A 13,476-nucleotide genomic window follows, 5' to 3' on the forward strand; every position below is an offset into this window, starting at 1 on the left:
CTGAAGCTGAAGGACGGGGCGCTTGCCCCCTGGAACAAGTCGAAGTCGCCCTATTTCCTGCAGACCATCGACGCGCTGGCGAAACACTACGGCTTCGACGCGAGGAAGCCCTGGAAGGACCTGCCAGAGAAGGTGCAGAATCTCTTCCTCTACGGCTCGGGCGAGGAGGAGATCCGGTTCCGCTTCGACGAGGGCGGCCGCGTTTACGAGGTCAGCCGAACCTTCGAGGGCGTGATCCCGAACATGGAGCGGCGCTACCGCGAGACCGACAGCGCCTGGGTGCGCGAGGAGTTCGAGCGGTATCAGAACAACCGTCCCTGCCATGCCTGCGGCGGCCATCGCCTGCGGCCCGAGGCGCTGGCGGTGAAGATCGCCGGACTTCACGTCGGCGAGGTCGTCCAGATGTCGATCAGGGAGGCCCACGCCTGGATCGACACGGTGCCCGGACGGCTCACCAAGCAGAAGAACGAGATCGCCCGGTTGATCCTGAAGGAAATCCGCGAACGGCTCGGGTTCCTGAACAACGTCGGGCTCGACTATCTGACGCTGTCGCGGAATGCGGGCACGCTCTCGGGCGGCGAGAGCCAGCGCATCCGGCTGGCGAGCCAGATCGGATCGGGCCTGACCGGCGTGCTCTATGTACTCGACGAGCCCTCGATCGGGCTCCACCAGCGCGATAACGACCGGCTGCTCGGCACGCTGAAGTCGCTCAGGGACCAGGGCAATACCGTCCTCGTGGTCGAACACGACGAGGAGGCGGTGCGCGCGGCGGACTATGTGCTCGACATCGGCCCCGGCGCGGGCGTCCACGGCGGGCAGGTCATCGCGCGCGGCACGCCCGCGGAGATAGCGGCCGATGCCGCCTCGCTCACCGGCCAGTATCTCTCGGGCACGCGCGAGATCGCGGTGCCCCGGCGCCGGCGCGAGGGCAACGGCAAGAAGCTGACCGTGGTCAAGGCCACGGGCAACAACCTCAAGGAGATGACGGCGGAGTTCCCGCTGGGCAAGTTCGTTTGCGTCACCGGCGTCTCGGGCGGCGGCAAGTCGACGCTGACGGTAGAGACGCTCTACAAGAACGCGGCGATGCGGCTCAACGGCGCGCGCGAGACGCCGGCGCCCTGCGAGACGATCCGGGGCTTCGAGCATCTCGACAAGGTCATCGACATAGACCAGCGGCCCATCGGTCGCACCCCGCGGTCGAACCCCGCGACCTACACGGGCGCCTTCACGCCCATCCGCGACTGGTTCGCAGGGCTCCCCGAGGCCAAGGCGCGCGGCTACCAGCCGGGGCGTTTCTCGTTCAACGTGAAGGGCGGGCGCTGCGAGGCCTGCCAGGGAGACGGCGTCATCAAGATCGAGATGCACTTCCTGCCCGACGTCTACGTCACCTGCGAGACGTGCAAGGGTCACCGCTACAACCGGGAAACGCTCGAGATCAAGTTCAAGGGCAGGTCCATCGCCGATGTGCTGGAGATGACGGTGGAGGACGCGCAGTCGTTCTTCGCCGCGGTCCCCGCGATCCGCGAGAAGATGGACGCGCTGGTGAAGGTGGGTCTTGGCTATATCAAGGTCGGCCAGCAGGCGACGACGCTTTCGGGCGGCGAGGCGCAGCGGGTCAAGCTGTCGAAGGAGCTCAGTCGCCGGTCCACAGGTCGCACTTTGTACATTCTCGACGAGCCAACGACCGGTTTGCACTTCGAGGATGTTCGAAAACTGCTGGAAGTCCTGCATGAGCTTGTGGAACAGGGCAACTCTGTCGTGGTGATCGAGCACAACCTCGACGTCATCAAGACCGCCGACTGGATCATCGACATCGGGCCGGAGGGTGGCGACGGCGGCGGTCGGATCGTTGCCGCCGGCACGCCCGAGGACGTGGCGAAGGTCGAGTGCAGCCATACCGGGCGCTACCTGCGGCAGATGCTGAAGCCGCGCCGCGTGGCCGCCGAATAGGGATCAGCGCCCCGCGTAACGCAGGATGTCGAGCACCCGGTAGGTGTTCGCGTCCACCTTGTAGATGTCGGGGCCCGACCGGTAGTAGCGCCAGGCGCCATCGACGGGCGGCAGGCCGTAGCGTTCAAGGTCGAGGATCATGCTGTGGTCGTAGATCGGGAAGGCGTCGCCGACGGCGAAGTCGGGCGGGGTCTGCTGGCCCGTCGGCACGAAGATGCACTTGCCCGACCGCACGTCGATGCGGCAATTCTGCGCGCTCGCGGGGAAGGCCGTCGCCACGACCAGGGCAAGGCTGGCTAGCAGTCTCGACATCGGAACCTCCGGCCACACTCATACGAATGTCCAGAATGGCAGAAGGTTCCGGCGCCGGAAACCGTCAGCCTTTCTTCATCGGGCAGGTATTCATCCCGAAGAGCGAATAGGCGGGGCAGGATCCCATCAGCCCGGTCAGGAGTGGCACGATGCCGATGAGGTAGGCCCAGCGATAGGTGGCGTCGGCGTTCAGGAAGAAGCCCGCCAGAAGCGCGAGGCCGAGGACGATGCGCAGCACCCGGTCGATGCCGCCGACATTGGTCTTGAACATGGGGTCTCTCCGTTTCCCACCCTCCGAGCCGTCCGGAGGTTCATGGGGGGATCATGCCGCGGCCGCGGCGTCCTGTCTGTGACCATGTCACAGAACCCCGGTCCTTCGGACTTCGGTCGGGTGCGGGACCGGACCTCAGTCCTGAACGGCCGCGAGCCGGGCCAGCGCGGTGGAGTCGCGCAGGATCACGCTGCCGCGTTCGGTGGCGACGAGGCCGGAGCGCGCGAAGGCGTCGAGCCGGCGCGACACGACCTCGCGCGCCGAGCCGATGGCGGTCGCAAGCTCCTGATGCGTCGCGCGGACCTCGCCCGCCTCGGCGCGGTCGAGCAGGGCAGCGGCGAGCCGGCTTTCGACGCGCTGGAAGGCCACCCGTTCCAGCAGGTGCAGCATCCCCTGCATCCGTTCGGCGAAGGCCGTGAAGACGAAGCCCCGGAAGGCGGGCGATGTGTCCATCAGCGCGAGGAAATCGGCGCGGGGGATGAGGACGGCGCGAACCTCGGTCGCCGCCACCGCCTCGCCGGTGTAGTCCTCGCCGCCGAGCAGGCCGAGCGTCGTCTGCACGCAGGAGCCGCCTGCCTCGACGGAATAGAGGAGGATGTCGCGCCCGGACGGTCCGGTCAGGAAGACCTCGATCCGCCCCGCAAGCACGACGATGAATCCCTTGGCCGCTTCGCCGGGATGAAAGAGCGCCGTGCCCCGGTCGAGCGTCACGGGAACGAGCCGGGCAAGCCGGCGCCTTGCCGCAGCTTCGATCCGGTCGAGCCCGGTCGCAGCTTCGATCCATCCCGTCATGGCGTTCTGTCTGGCATGACGGGCAGCGGCGGCTTCCTTCAGTCGAGAAGCGCCGAGACAGCCCGGATGACGTCCAGCACTTCGTAGGTTTCCCGGTCGACGCGCAGAATCCGCCCGTCCACGACGTAGTAACGTTCACCGGGGCGCAAGGGGTCAAGCCCGTAACGGTCGGGATGGCGGATCAGGTGGTAGTGGTCGTGGTCGTGAAGGCTGTCGCCACGCCGGAGGCGTTCGTGCGTTTCGTGGCGATGCTTCTGCGCCTGGCCCGGCGGCACGCAGGCAGGCGATTTCTTGGCGAGCCCCGGCGGGCAGAAGCCGCCGCCCGCCTGCGCGGGCACCGTTCCGATGACGTGCGCGGCGAGAATTGCGGGCAGAATCAGGCGCATCGGTCGGGTCGGTGTCATCGTCGATCTCTGTAGTCGCCGCTGTCCTAACGGATCGCGGATGGCGGGCGTTCCGGAAGTTTCCGCGATCGGCGGAATTCAGCCGCGATGCCGTTTCTCGAACCTCGGCAGCATGGCGGAGAAGTCCATGCCCTTGCCGTCCTCGCGTTCCACGAAGGTCTCGTAGAGGAGCGCGGCAAGCTGGCCCATCGGCGTATCGGCATCCGCCGCCTCGGCCGCCTGCTGGGAAAGCCGCAGGTCCTTCAGCATGAGTTCGGCGGCGAAGCCCGGCCTGTAGCCGTTGTCGGCGGGCGACTTCGGCCCGACGCCGGGGGCGGGGCAGTAGGCGTTCATCACCCAGGAATAGCCCGAGGAGGTGGAGACGACGTCGAACATCTTCTTCCGGTCGAGGCCGAGCTTGTCGGCCAGCGCGAAGGCCTCGCAGGTGGCGATCATGGTGACGCCGAGGATCATGTTGTTGCAGATCTTCGCGGCCTGCCCGTTGCCCGAGGGCCCGCAATGCACCGCCTTCTGGCCCATCACGTCGAAAAGCGGCTTCACGATGGCGAAGGCTTCGTCGCTGCCCCCCGCCATGAAGGTCAGCGTACCCGCCGCCGCCCCGCCGACGCCGCCCGAGACGGGGGCATCCACCGCCAGCAGCCCGGCCTTGACCGCCTGATCCGCGACCGCGCGGGCGCTGTCCACATCGACGGTCGAGCAGTCGCAGAGGACCGCGCCCTTCTTCATCGCCGGGATGACCTGGCCCGCGACCGATCGCAGGATCGCGCCGTTCGGCAGCATGGTGATGACGACCTCGGCCTCCTTCACCGCGCCCGCCGCGCTGATCGCCGCGACGACGCCGTCGGGCATCGGCGCCTGCGTGTCGAAGCCGGTCACCTCATGCCCCGCCTTGACGAGGTTGGCCGCCATCGGCGCACCCATGTTGCCAAGTCCGATGAATGCGATCTTCATGGATTCTCCTCCTCGAATGTCAGTTCCTCCGCGCCGAGCGGCGCGAGCATCCTTTCCACATCCTCCGCCGGCACCGCCTCTGGCCCGGCATGCTTCCAGCGCGGATTGCGGTCCTTGTCGATGATCGCCGCCCGGATCCCTTCGAGGAAATCCGCATGCTCCATCGACCGGAAGGTGAAACGGTATTCGAGGCCAAGCGCCGCGCGCATCGTGGCATGGCCCCGCAGGCGCCGGATCATCTCCACCGTGCAGGCGGCCGACAGCGGCGCGGCGCGGGATAGCGCCTTCAGCGCCTGGGCCGCGAAGTCGCTGCCCGCACCTTCCAGCGAACGGGCGATGGCGGCCAGCGTCGGCTGGCCGAAATGGTGGTCGATCTCGTCGCTGAGGGCGGCGAACTGGCCTTGCGGGGCAGGGCGGGTGGCCGCGGCGATCGCCGCGACATCGCCGGTTTCCAGCAGCCGCGCCTTGAGCGGCCCCCACGCCGCTTCGGGGACGAAGTGATCGGCAAAGCCGGTCAGGATCGCGTCCTGCGGCCCCATCCGCGCGCCGGTGGTGCCGGCATATTCGCCCAGATGGCCCGGCGCGGTGGCAAGGATGAAGCTGCCGCCCACGTCTGGCACAAGGCCGATGCCGCATTCGGGCATCGCGACCTGAGAGCTTTCGCTGACGATCCGGTGGCTGCCATGGCAGCCAAGGCCCACGCCGCCGCCCATCGTGAAGCCGTGCAGGAAGCTGACAACGGGATTGGGATATCCCGCGATCCGCGCGTTCATCCGGTATTCGTCGCGCCAGAAGCGGCGGCCATAGCGATAGTCGCCCGCCGTGCCGGTCGCGTACATCTCGGCGATGTCGCCGCCGGCGCAGAAGGCGCGATCCCCCTCGGCGTCGATCAGGACCAGTGCCACCTCGGCATCATCGGCCCAGTCGATCAGCGCCGCGTCGACCGCAAGGCACATCCCGTAGGTCAGCGCGTTCAACGCCCTGGGCCGGTTCAGTGTGATCCGCCCGGCGCGACCCTCCTTCCGGATCAGGACATCTGCCATCAGCTCCTCTCGGCCAGAAGCGCGCGGGCGACGATCAGGCGCATGATCTCGTTGGTGCCTTCGAGAATCTGGTGGACGCGCAGGTCGCGCACGAGCTTTTCCACCCCGTAATCGGCGAGATAGCCATAGCCGCCATGCAGTTGCAGGCACTGGTTGGCGACGTCGAAGGCATTGTCGGTGACAAGCAGCTTGGCCATCGCGCAGAACTTCGTCGCGTCGGGCGCCTTCCTGTCGAGCTTCCATGCCGCCTGCCGGAGGAAGGTGCGCGCCGATTGCAGCTTCACCTCCAGCTCCGCCAGCCGGAACTGCAGGGCCTGGAACTGGTCGAGCGTCTTTCCGAACGCCTTGCGCTCGCCCATGTAGGCGAGCGTCGCATCGAGAGCCGCCTGCGCGCCGCCGAGCGCCGAGGCCGCGATGTTGAGCCGCCCGCCGTCAAGGCCCGCCATCGCGTAGACGAAACCCGTGCCAACCTCTCCGATGAGGTTGTCATGCGGGATCAGGCAATCGTCGAACTGCACCTGCGCGGTCGGCTGCGCGCGCCAGCCCATCTTGTCCTCCAGCCCGCCGAAGCTGAGGCCGGGCGTTCCATCCTCCACGATCACCGTCGAGATGCCCTTCGGCCCGTCCGCGCCGGTGCGGACCATCGTGACATAGACATCCGAATAGCCGCCGCCCGAGATGAAGGCCTTGGTGCCGTTGAGCGTCCATCCCTCGTTGGTCCGCTCCGCCCGTGTCCTGAGCGCCGCCGCGTCGGAGCCGGAACCCGGTTCGGTCAGGCAATAGGAAAAGATCTTCTCCATCGAGGTCAGGGGCGGCAGCCACCTGGCCTTCGTTTCCTCCGAGCCGAACTTGTCGATCATGCCGCCGCACATGTTGTGGATCGAGAGAAACGAGCCGACGGCCGGGCAGGACATGGCCAGCGCCTCGAAGACCAGCGTCGCGTCAAGCCGCGTCAGCCCCGATCCGCCATAGGCCTCGTCGACATAGATGCCGCCAAGGCCAAGCTCCGCCACCTTCGGCCAGAGCGCCTTGGGGATCGTGCCCTGCCGTTCCCAGTCGCGCGCGAAGGGGGCGATGTGTTCCCGGCCGAAGGCATGGGCCATGTCGAAGACGGCGTGTTGCTCCTCACTCAGGGCGAAGTCCATCTGTCCTCCCATTCGCGGCGCGGGCATGAATTGAACGCATGTTAAATTCCAACTGTTGCAGGAGTTTTGCAAGGCCCTCGAAAGAGGCGCCTCCCGCGGCGACCAGCCCCGCCGTAACGAACCGACGGCGGCAACACTGGGTCCGTTCCGACGCGGCGGAGGGCCCGCTTGTCGCCACAATCTCTCCCGGAAGCGGTCGAAAAGGCAGAATGTCCACGGAAGATTATTCCATTTTTAGCAAGAGGTTGGAAGGCGCCGCGCGCGCCGGAGCCTCTGACAAAGGGGTTCCGAAACGAGGTGGAATGCAGCAAGAGAAACGGGAACCGGTGGAGCGGTTTTGATGTGCATGAAATCTTTCGGTGCCACGGCCGCAGTGGCCGTGACGATGGCGGTTTCGGCCGCGCAGGCGGCGAGCTACAGCTTCGTGGGTGTTACCAACAACAGCGAGGCGAACACGACGACGGGCCAGAATCAGCTTTCGGTCGACGTCATCGACAGCGGCTCGGGCACCGTGTCGTTCACCTTCAACAATGCAGGCCTGCTCGCCTCGTCGATCACCGACGTCCACTGGGATGACCAGGCCGGGTTCCAGCGGCGCCGCCGGAACGGCTGACGGCCAGAAAGAGACAGGGGAAACGGCTGGCGATGCCCGCCGTTTTCGTTTTTGCACCCTTTCGCCCGCCCGGCCCGCGGCACCCGACCGGCCGCCGCCTGCGCCGCCACAATGTCTCCCCACTCCGCCCGCAATGACGCCGCAGGGCAGGTGCACTGTCCTCGGGAAGGGTGCGTCATGTGGCGCGGGAATCGGTGACAGAATGGGTATCGCTAAAATCCTCAAATCCGCCGCACTGGCGGTCGTGATCGGCGGGGCCGGCGCACCGGCCGCGCTGGCAGCCACGTTCAACGGGGTCTTCTCGCTGAGCGGTTCCTCGTTCAGCGAGCCGGGTCTTGTGGTGGCGACCTCGACCCAGAGCGGGTCGGTCGGCTTCCAGCTCAATACCGCGGGCCAGAGCACGACGTTCGATCTCTTCGACATCTGGACGGACGAGAACCGGGCGAACGGCAACAACACGCGGACGAGTTCGCTCGTTGCCGCGTTCACCTTCGCCGGCATCGGTGCCAGCGGCTCTGCCTCGGGCTCGACCACCGGCCACGGCGGCGCCACCAACTATGCCTCGCTCGTCTGGGGCGCGCCGCTCCTGCTGAATTTCGGCAATGGCGGGGTGCTGTCGATCGTCCTCGGAAATGCGAACTTCGGCTACGGTGCCGGCCGGTTCGGTCAAGGCCAGGCGAACGGCGCGACGATCCAGGCGACGGCCACGCTGGTCGCGACCCCGGTGCCGCTTCCCGCGTCCGGCCTCGCGCTGATCGCGGCGCTGGGCGGGGCGGGCCTTGTCGCCCGGCGCCGTCGGACCGCCTGACCGCGACCGCACGTCACCATCGCAACGAAAAAGGGGAGGGCGATGCCCTCCCCGTTTCGTTTCGGTCAGGCGCCGTCAGTCCATCGCCTTGAAGTGGAACTCGCCGCCTTCCTTGATCCCCGAGAACCAGCGAGCGGTCACGGTCTTCGTCTTGGTGTAGAAGCGGAAGGCGTCGGGCCCGTACTGGTTGAGATCGCCGAAGGCGGACTTCTTCCAGCCGCCGAAGCTGAAGTACGACAGCGGCACGGGGATCGGGAAGTTGATCCCGACCATTCCGACATTGACGCGGGACGCGAAGTCGCGCGCCGTGTCGCCGTCGGCCGTGAAGATCGAGGTGCCGTTGCCGTAGGGGTTGTCCATCGTCAGCTTCAGCGCCTCGTCGTAGGACCCGGCGCGGACCTGGCTGAGCACCGGGCCGAAGATTTCCTGCTTGTAGATGTCCATCTCGGGCGTGACGTTGTCGAAGAGCGTCGGGCCGACGAAATAGCCGTTCTCGTAGCCCTGGAGCCGGAAGTCCCGCCCGTCGGTGACGAGAGTCGCGCCCTGATCCACCCCCGAGGTGATGAGGCCCTTCACCCGCTCCATCGCCTGCTTGGTGATGAGCGGGCCGTAGTCCACGTCGGCACCGGCCGTGTAGGGGCCGACCTTCAGCTTCTCGATCCGCGGCACCAGCCGTTCGATCAGCGCGTCGGCGGTCTTCTTGCCGACCGGGACGGCGACGGAGATCGCCATGCAGCGTTCGCCCGCCGCGCCGAAACCGGCGCCGACCAGCGCGTCGGCGGCCTTGTCGAGATCCGCGTCGGGCATGATGATCATGTGGTTCTTCGCGCCGCCGAAGCACTGTGCGCGCTTGCCGTTGGTGGCGGCACGACCGTAGATGTACTGCGCGATCGGGGTGGAGCCGACGAAGCCCACCGCCTGGATCACCTCGTTGTCGAGGATCGCGTCCACCGATTCCTTGTCGCCGTTGACGACCTGGAGAACGCCGTCGGGCAGGCCGGCTTCCTTCAGGAGTTCGGCCAGCATCAGCGAAGTCGAGGGGCAGCGCTCGGACGGCTTGAGGATCATCGCGTTGCCGGCGGAAAGCGCCGGCGCCATCTTCCAGAGCGGGATCATGGCCGGGAAGTTGAAGGGCGTGATGCCCGCCACCACGCCGAGCGGCTGGCGCATCGAGTAGAGGTCGATGCCGGGGCCGCCGTCGTTGATATACTCGCCCTTCAGAAGGTGCGGTGCGCCCATGCAGACCTCGACGACCTCGAGCCCGCGCTGGACATCGCCCCGCGCGTCGGGAAGGGTCTTGCCATGCTCGCGGCTGACGCATTCGGCGAGCTTGTCCATGTTCTGGTTGATGAGGTCGGCGAACTTCATCATCACGCGTGCGCGGCGCTGCGGGTTCGTCGCGCCCCAGGCGACCTGGGCCTTCGCGGCCTCGGCGACCGCGGCGTCAAGCTCGGCCACCGTGGCGAGCGGCACCCTGGCCTGCACCTCGCCGGTGGCGGGGTTCATGACATCGGCGAAGCGGCCCGAGGTGCCCTTCACATGGCGGCCGTTGATCCAGTGCGTCAGTTCCTTCATGGGGTCCTCCCGAAATGTTCCGGTGCAGGATAGGCTTGCAAAATTGCCGGGAAAAGAGGCAGTTTCCCAAATGCGTTTTGCATTTCTGCAATAGGGCGGGCGATGACGGACTGGGACGATCTGCGCGTTTTCCTTGCCGTGGCGCGCACGGAAAGCCTTTCGGCCGCGGGCAAGGTGCTGAAGCTCGACCCCGCCACGGTCGGCCGGCGCGTGGCGCGGCTGGAGGAGGCGATGGCGGCGCGGCTCTTCGCGCGCTCGCCGCAGGGCTATGCGCTGACCGAGGAGGGGCAGCGGCTCCTCGTCCACGCGATCCGGGCGGAACAGGCCGTCGCCGCGGCGAACGAAGAGGTCCGGGGCGCGCCCGGCCAGCTTTCCGGCCAGATCCGCATCGGGGCACCGGACGGGGTGGCGAATTTCCTCCTGCCGCAGGTATCGGCACGGATCTGCGACGACAACCCCGGGCTCGAGGTCCAGATCATCGCCCTGCCGAGGGTCTTCAACCTGTCGAAGCGCGAGGCCGACATGGCGATTGCTGTCAGCCGGCCGGCGGCCGGGCGGCTCACGGCGCAGCGGCTCACCGACTATCACCTTCACCTCGCCGCGGCCCGCAGCTATCTCGACCGGCACCCGCCGATCCGGACGCTCGCAGACCTGAAGGGCCACCGGATGATCGGCTACATACCGGACCTCATCTTCGACAAGGAACTCGACTACCTCGCGGAAACCGGGCTCGAGCTCGTGACGCTTGCCTCCAACTCGGTCTCGGTCCAGTTCAACTGGCTGAGGGCCGGGGCCGGCGTCGCCATCGTCCACGACTTCGCGCTGCCCGCCGCGCCCGATCTCGTCCGCGTGCTGCCGGACGTCCTGTCGCTGTCGCGGAGCTTCTACCTCATCCGCCATGCCGACGACCGGCGCGTGGAGCGGTTGAACCGCTTCGCCGAGCTTCTCGCCGTCGGTGTCCGCCGGGAACTTGCACGGCTCGAAGCAAGTGCTTGACAGGACAGGGCTTCCGGGGGGACGTTTGGTCGAGGCGGCCGCATCGCTAGGGAGGTTGACATGCAGGTGCACCAGATTCTCCGGTCCAAGCCGAAGGGCACGGTGATCACCGTGCCGCCGGGCACGCGCGTTGCCGACGCGGCCCGCCTTCTGGCCGAGCGGCGGATCGGTGCGGTTGTGGTGTCGGCGGACGGCAAGGCCCCGCTCGGCATCCTGTCGGAACGCGACATCGTGCGGGACCTCGGCCGCCGCGGATCGGTCTGCCTCGACGAGAAGGTGGATGCGCTGATGACGCGGAATCTCATTTCCTGCGCTCCGACCGACAGCGCCGACGCGGTGCTGGAAAAGATGACGGCCGGGCGGTTCCGGCACATGCCGGTGATCGAGGGCGCCGAGATGGTGGGGATCATCTCCATCGGCGATGTCGTGGCCGCCCGGATCGCGGAACTCGCGATGGAAAAGGACGCCCTGGCCGGCATGATCATGGGCAACTGATGGCCGCCGCGCCGCATTGCGGCGAAACTCCTTGATTTCGGCTGCGCACTATTGTTGCGTGAAGGCGCCAACCGCAAGGGGACAGCCAGATCATGCGCATCGGTCTATATCCCGGAACCTTCGACCCGATCACGCTCGGCCATGCCGACATCATCAAGCGCGCCATGATCCTCGTCGACCGGCTGGTGATCGGCGTCGCGATCAACCGGGACAAGGGCCCGCTCTTCACTCTGGAGGAGCGGGTGGCGATGGTCGAGGACGAATGCCGCGCGATCGCGCAGGCCACCGGCGGCGAGATTGTCGTTCACCCGTTCGAGAACCTGCTCATCGACTGCGCCCGCGACGTCGGTGCGCGCGTGATCATCCGCGGGCTCAGGGCGGTCGCGGACTTCGAGTACGAATTCCAGATGGTGGGCATGAACCGGGCGATGGACGACAGCGTCGAGACCGTCTTTCTCATGGCCGATGCCCGCCGCCAGGCAATCGCCTCGAAACTCGTCAAGGAAATCGCCCGGCTGGGCGGCGACACTTCGAAGTTCGTGACGCCCGCCGTCAACCGGGCGCTCACCGCCCGGTTCGTGCGTTGACCCGGCTCACTTGCCGTAGACGGCCTGATGGGCGATGCGGGCGGCGTCCTCGGGGTAGATGCCGAGGTCAAGCGCCTCGCTCCGGCTGAGGCGCGCGATTTCGTCGCGCGTGCGGATGTAGGCCCGGCGCTTCTGTGCGGCGGTGCGGATCTTCTCGATGATGGCCATTTTCGGCTCCCTTCCTTCGGCGGCCTCGCGCCGCCGTCGGGAGGAATATGGTCATCGCGATAGCGCTAACAATCGCCGTTCGGGGAATGCCGCCCTGCGCCAGGCGCATGGCGGCGCCAGGCGCCTAGATGAGCTTGCCCATCGCCACGGCGGTATCGGCCATGCGGTTGGAGAAGCCCCATTCGTTGTCGTACCAGGAAAGAATGCGGACCATGCGGCCATCCATGACCTTGGTCTGGTCCATGTGGAAAACGCTCGAATGCGGGTCGTGGTTGAAGTCCGACGACACGTTGGGCCGCTCGGTGAAGCCTAGGATGCCCCTCAGATGGCCTTGGGCGGCAGCCTTTATGGCGGCGTTGATCTCATCGACCGAGGTTTCGCGCGCGGCTTCAAAGACCAGGTCCACGACCGAGACATTGGGCGTCGGCACCCGGATCGCGACCCCGTCGAGCCTGCCGTTCAGTTCCGGCAGGACGAGGCCGACGGCCTTCGCCGCGCCGGTGGAAGTCGGGATCATGGAGAGCGCCGCCGCCCGGGCCCGGTAGAGGTCCTTGTGCATCGTGTCGAGGGTCGGCTGGTCGCCGGTGTAGCTGTGGATCGTGGTCATGAAGCCGCGCGTGATCCCCACTGCCGCGTGGAGGACGGCGGCGACGGGCGAGAGGCAGTTCGTGGTGCAGGAGGCGTTGGAGACGACGAGGTCGTCCTTCGTCAGGCTCCGGTGGTTGACGCCGTAGACGATGGTCTTGTCCGCGCCCTTCGAGGGCGCGGAGACCAGGACGCGCGAGGCGCCGTTCTCCAGATGGATGGCAGCCTTGTCGCGGTCGGTGAAGATGCCGGTGCATTCCATGACCACGTCGATGTGGGCCCATGGCAACTCGGCGGGATTGCGGATCGCGCTGACCTCGATGGGCCCGCGGCCGACGTCGATCGTCGTCGCGCTCGTCGTCACCTCGGCGGGGAAGCGGCCGTGGACGCTGTCGAAGCGCAGAAGATGCGCGTTCGTTTCCACCGGGCCAAGGTCGTTGATCGCCACGACCTCGATGTCGCGCCGCCCGCTTTCCACGATCGCACGGAGCACGTTCCGCCCGATGCGCCCGAACCCGTTGATCGCCACCTTGACTGTCATCGCCATCCTCCCGTGCGGGGCTGCAGTTGCGTTAGCGCTAACACCAGAAAACCGGTGCGACGTCAACGGCAGAGTAGCGGCCTCATCGCCAGAAGGCGAGCCATTCGACGAAATCGGCGAACTTGCGGGCAAGGAAGAGCGGCGCGCCGAGGTGCAGCCACAGCGCATCGACGACGAAGAAAAGCACGATCAGGACGACAAGGAAAAGCGCGATCCGGGTGGTCATGGGCGGGGGCGCGG

General features: G+C 67.0%; 17 protein-coding genes. 6 read left to right on the top strand and 11 right to left on the bottom strand.

Annotated features, from left to right (window positions below; translation table 11 throughout):
- On the top strand, positions 1–1,950 hold a 1,950-nt coding region (gene uvrA / locus ACMUOO_RS08495), incomplete at its 5' end, for an excinuclease ABC subunit UvrA (protein WP_413855020.1).
- Positions 1,951–1,953: 3 nt separating this feature from the next.
- On the opposite strand, the gene ACMUOO_RS08500 is transcribed toward uvrA, so the two are convergent.
- The 7 genes from ACMUOO_RS08500 to ACMUOO_RS08530 all read right to left on the bottom strand — a co-directional run bounded on the left by ACMUOO_RS08500 (position 1,954) and on the right by ACMUOO_RS08530 (position 6,868).
- Positions 1,954–2,262 (bottom strand): hypothetical protein, encoded by a 309-nt coding sequence (locus tag ACMUOO_RS08500; RefSeq protein ID WP_301919867.1) that lies wholly within the window; start codon positions 2,260–2,262, stop codon positions 1,954–1,956.
- 64 nt (positions 2,263–2,326) lie between these two features.
- Positions 2,327–2,533 carry a DUF2892 domain-containing protein gene (locus ACMUOO_RS08505; protein WP_301919868.1) on the bottom strand — a complete coding sequence of 69 codons (207 nt, stop codon included), beginning with the start codon at positions 2,531–2,533 and terminating at the stop codon, positions 2,327–2,329.
- A gap of 135 nt (positions 2,534–2,668) precedes the next feature.
- Entirely contained in the window at positions 2,669–3,325 is a 657-nt protein-coding gene (locus ACMUOO_RS08510) for a Crp/Fnr family transcriptional regulator (RefSeq protein WP_301919869.1), read from the bottom strand.
- A 38-nt stretch (positions 3,326–3,363) separates the two neighbouring features.
- Positions 3,364–3,729 (bottom strand): excinuclease ABC subunit A, encoded by a 366-nt coding sequence (locus ACMUOO_RS08515; RefSeq protein ID WP_413855021.1) that lies wholly within the window; start codon positions 3,727–3,729, stop codon positions 3,364–3,366.
- A gap of 78 nt (positions 3,730–3,807) precedes the next feature.
- Positions 3,808–4,680 carry a 3-hydroxyisobutyrate dehydrogenase gene (gene mmsB, locus ACMUOO_RS08520; RefSeq protein WP_301919871.1) on the bottom strand — a complete coding sequence of 291 codons (873 nt, stop codon included), beginning with the start codon at positions 4,678–4,680 and terminating at the stop codon, positions 3,808–3,810.
- A complete protein-coding gene (locus ACMUOO_RS08525) occupies positions 4,677–5,723 on the bottom strand; it encodes an enoyl-CoA hydratase/isomerase family protein (RefSeq protein WP_301919872.1) in 1,047 nt (348 codons plus the stop codon). The genes mmsB and ACMUOO_RS08525 overlap by 4 nt, the downstream gene beginning before the upstream one ends.
- Positions 5,723–6,868, bottom strand: coding sequence for an acyl-CoA dehydrogenase family protein (locus tag ACMUOO_RS08530; RefSeq protein ID WP_301919873.1), 1,146 nt, complete (start codon positions 6,866–6,868; stop codon positions 5,723–5,725). Before ACMUOO_RS08530 ends, ACMUOO_RS08525 begins: the two co-directional genes overlap by 1 nt.
- Positions 6,869–7,208: 340 nt before the next feature.
- Here ACMUOO_RS08530 and ACMUOO_RS08535 point away from each other — a divergent pair, with 340 nt between their 5' ends.
- Together ACMUOO_RS08535 and ACMUOO_RS08540 are read left to right on the top strand one after the other, a co-directional pair.
- Positions 7,209–7,481, top strand: coding sequence for a hypothetical protein (locus tag ACMUOO_RS08535; protein ID WP_301919874.1), 273 nt, complete (start codon positions 7,209–7,211; stop codon positions 7,479–7,481).
- Between the two features lie 202 nt (positions 7,482–7,683).
- The gene (locus ACMUOO_RS08540; RefSeq protein ID WP_301919875.1) at positions 7,684–8,289 is read left to right on the top strand and encodes a VPLPA-CTERM sorting domain-containing protein; all 606 of its coding nucleotides are present in this window, start codon (positions 7,684–7,686) and stop codon (positions 8,287–8,289) included.
- A gap of 75 nt (positions 8,290–8,364) precedes the next feature.
- On the opposite strand, the gene ACMUOO_RS08545 is transcribed toward ACMUOO_RS08540, so the two are convergent.
- A complete protein-coding gene (locus tag ACMUOO_RS08545; protein ID WP_301919876.1) occupies positions 8,365–9,864 on the bottom strand; it encodes a CoA-acylating methylmalonate-semialdehyde dehydrogenase in 1,500 nt (499 codons plus the stop codon).
- 102 nt (positions 9,865–9,966) lie between these two features.
- Here ACMUOO_RS08545 and ACMUOO_RS08550 point away from each other — a divergent pair, with 102 nt between their 5' ends.
- The 3 genes from ACMUOO_RS08550 (at position 9,967) to coaD (ending at position 11,942) form a co-directional block, all read left to right on the top strand.
- On the top strand, positions 9,967–10,860 hold the full coding sequence (locus tag ACMUOO_RS08550) for a LysR family transcriptional regulator (protein WP_301919877.1): 894 nt from the start codon (positions 9,967–9,969) through the stop codon (positions 10,858–10,860).
- A 60-nt stretch (positions 10,861–10,920) separates the two neighbouring features.
- Positions 10,921–11,355, top strand: coding sequence for a CBS domain-containing protein (locus ACMUOO_RS08555; protein ID WP_301919878.1), 435 nt, complete (start codon positions 10,921–10,923; stop codon positions 11,353–11,355).
- Positions 11,356–11,447: 92 nt separating this feature from the next.
- The gene (gene coaD, locus ACMUOO_RS08560; protein WP_301919879.1) at positions 11,448–11,942 is read left to right on the top strand and encodes a pantetheine-phosphate adenylyltransferase; all 495 of its coding nucleotides are present in this window, start codon (positions 11,448–11,450) and stop codon (positions 11,940–11,942) included.
- A 6-nt stretch (positions 11,943–11,948) separates the two neighbouring features.
- On the opposite strand, the gene ACMUOO_RS08565 is transcribed toward coaD, so the two are convergent.
- The 3 genes from ACMUOO_RS08565 to ACMUOO_RS08575 form a co-directional block, all read right to left on the bottom strand.
- Positions 11,949–12,110 (bottom strand): hypothetical protein, encoded by a 162-nt coding sequence (locus tag ACMUOO_RS08565; RefSeq protein WP_301919880.1) that lies wholly within the window; start codon positions 12,108–12,110, stop codon positions 11,949–11,951.
- 124 nt (positions 12,111–12,234) lie between these two features.
- Positions 12,235–13,236, bottom strand: a complete 1,002-nt coding sequence (gene gap, locus ACMUOO_RS08570; protein WP_301919881.1) for a type I glyceraldehyde-3-phosphate dehydrogenase — start codon at positions 13,234–13,236, stop codon at positions 12,235–12,237.
- 82 nt (positions 13,237–13,318) lie between these two features.
- Positions 13,319–13,462, bottom strand: a complete 144-nt coding sequence (locus ACMUOO_RS08575) for a hypothetical protein (RefSeq protein WP_301919882.1) — start codon at positions 13,460–13,462, stop codon at positions 13,319–13,321.
- Positions 13,463–13,476: the final 14 nt, after the last annotated feature.

It is taken from the genome of Albidovulum sp., from assembly GCF_041919395.1.
Classification (GTDB): Bacteria; Pseudomonadota; Alphaproteobacteria; order Rhodobacterales; family Rhodobacteraceae; genus Albidovulum.

What these genes read in the sequence shown, in the direction of transcription:
- ACMUOO_RS08500 (WP_301919867.1), bottom strand. Translation starts at nt 2,262, where the DNA reads ATGTCGAGACTGCTAGCCAGCCTTGCCCTGGTCGTGGCGACGGCCTTC.
- ACMUOO_RS08505 (WP_301919868.1), bottom strand. Translation starts at nt 2,533, where the DNA reads ATGTTCAAGACCAATGTCGGCGGCATCGACCGGGTGCTGCGCATCGTC.
- ACMUOO_RS08510 (WP_301919869.1), bottom strand. Translation starts at nt 3,325, where the DNA reads ATGACGGGATGGATCGAAGCTGCGACCGGGCTCGACCGGATCGAAGCT.
- ACMUOO_RS08515 (WP_413855021.1), bottom strand. Translation starts at nt 3,729, where the DNA reads ATGACACCGACCCGACCGATGCGCCTGATTCTGCCCGCAATTCTCGCC.
- mmsB (WP_301919871.1), bottom strand. Translation starts at nt 4,680, where the DNA reads ATGAAGATCGCATTCATCGGACTTGGCAACATGGGTGCGCCGATGGCG.
- ACMUOO_RS08525 (WP_301919872.1), bottom strand. Translation starts at nt 5,723, where the DNA reads ATGGCAGATGTCCTGATCCGGAAGGAGGGTCGCGCCGGGCGGATCACA.
- ACMUOO_RS08530 (WP_301919873.1), bottom strand. Translation starts at nt 6,868, where the DNA reads ATGGACTTCGCCCTGAGTGAGGAGCAACACGCCGTCTTCGACATGGCC.
- ACMUOO_RS08535 (WP_301919874.1), top strand. Translation starts at nt 7,209, where the DNA reads ATGTGCATGAAATCTTTCGGTGCCACGGCCGCAGTGGCCGTGACGATG.
- ACMUOO_RS08540 (WP_301919875.1), top strand. Translation starts at nt 7,684, where the DNA reads ATGGGTATCGCTAAAATCCTCAAATCCGCCGCACTGGCGGTCGTGATC.
- ACMUOO_RS08545 (WP_301919876.1), bottom strand. Translation starts at nt 9,864, where the DNA reads ATGAAGGAACTGACGCACTGGATCAACGGCCGCCATGTGAAGGGCACC.
- ACMUOO_RS08550 (WP_301919877.1), top strand. Translation starts at nt 9,967, where the DNA reads ATGACGGACTGGGACGATCTGCGCGTTTTCCTTGCCGTGGCGCGCACG.
- ACMUOO_RS08555 (WP_301919878.1), top strand. Translation starts at nt 10,921, where the DNA reads ATGCAGGTGCACCAGATTCTCCGGTCCAAGCCGAAGGGCACGGTGATC.
- coaD (WP_301919879.1), top strand. Translation starts at nt 11,448, where the DNA reads ATGCGCATCGGTCTATATCCCGGAACCTTCGACCCGATCACGCTCGGC.
- ACMUOO_RS08565 (WP_301919880.1), bottom strand. Translation starts at nt 12,110, where the DNA reads ATGGCCATCATCGAGAAGATCCGCACCGCCGCACAGAAGCGCCGGGCC.
- gap (WP_301919881.1), bottom strand. Translation starts at nt 13,236, where the DNA reads ATGACAGTCAAGGTGGCGATCAACGGGTTCGGGCGCATCGGGCGGAAC.
- ACMUOO_RS08575 (WP_301919882.1), bottom strand. Translation starts at nt 13,462, where the DNA reads ATGACCACCCGGATCGCGCTTTTCCTTGTCGTCCTGATCGTGCTTTTC.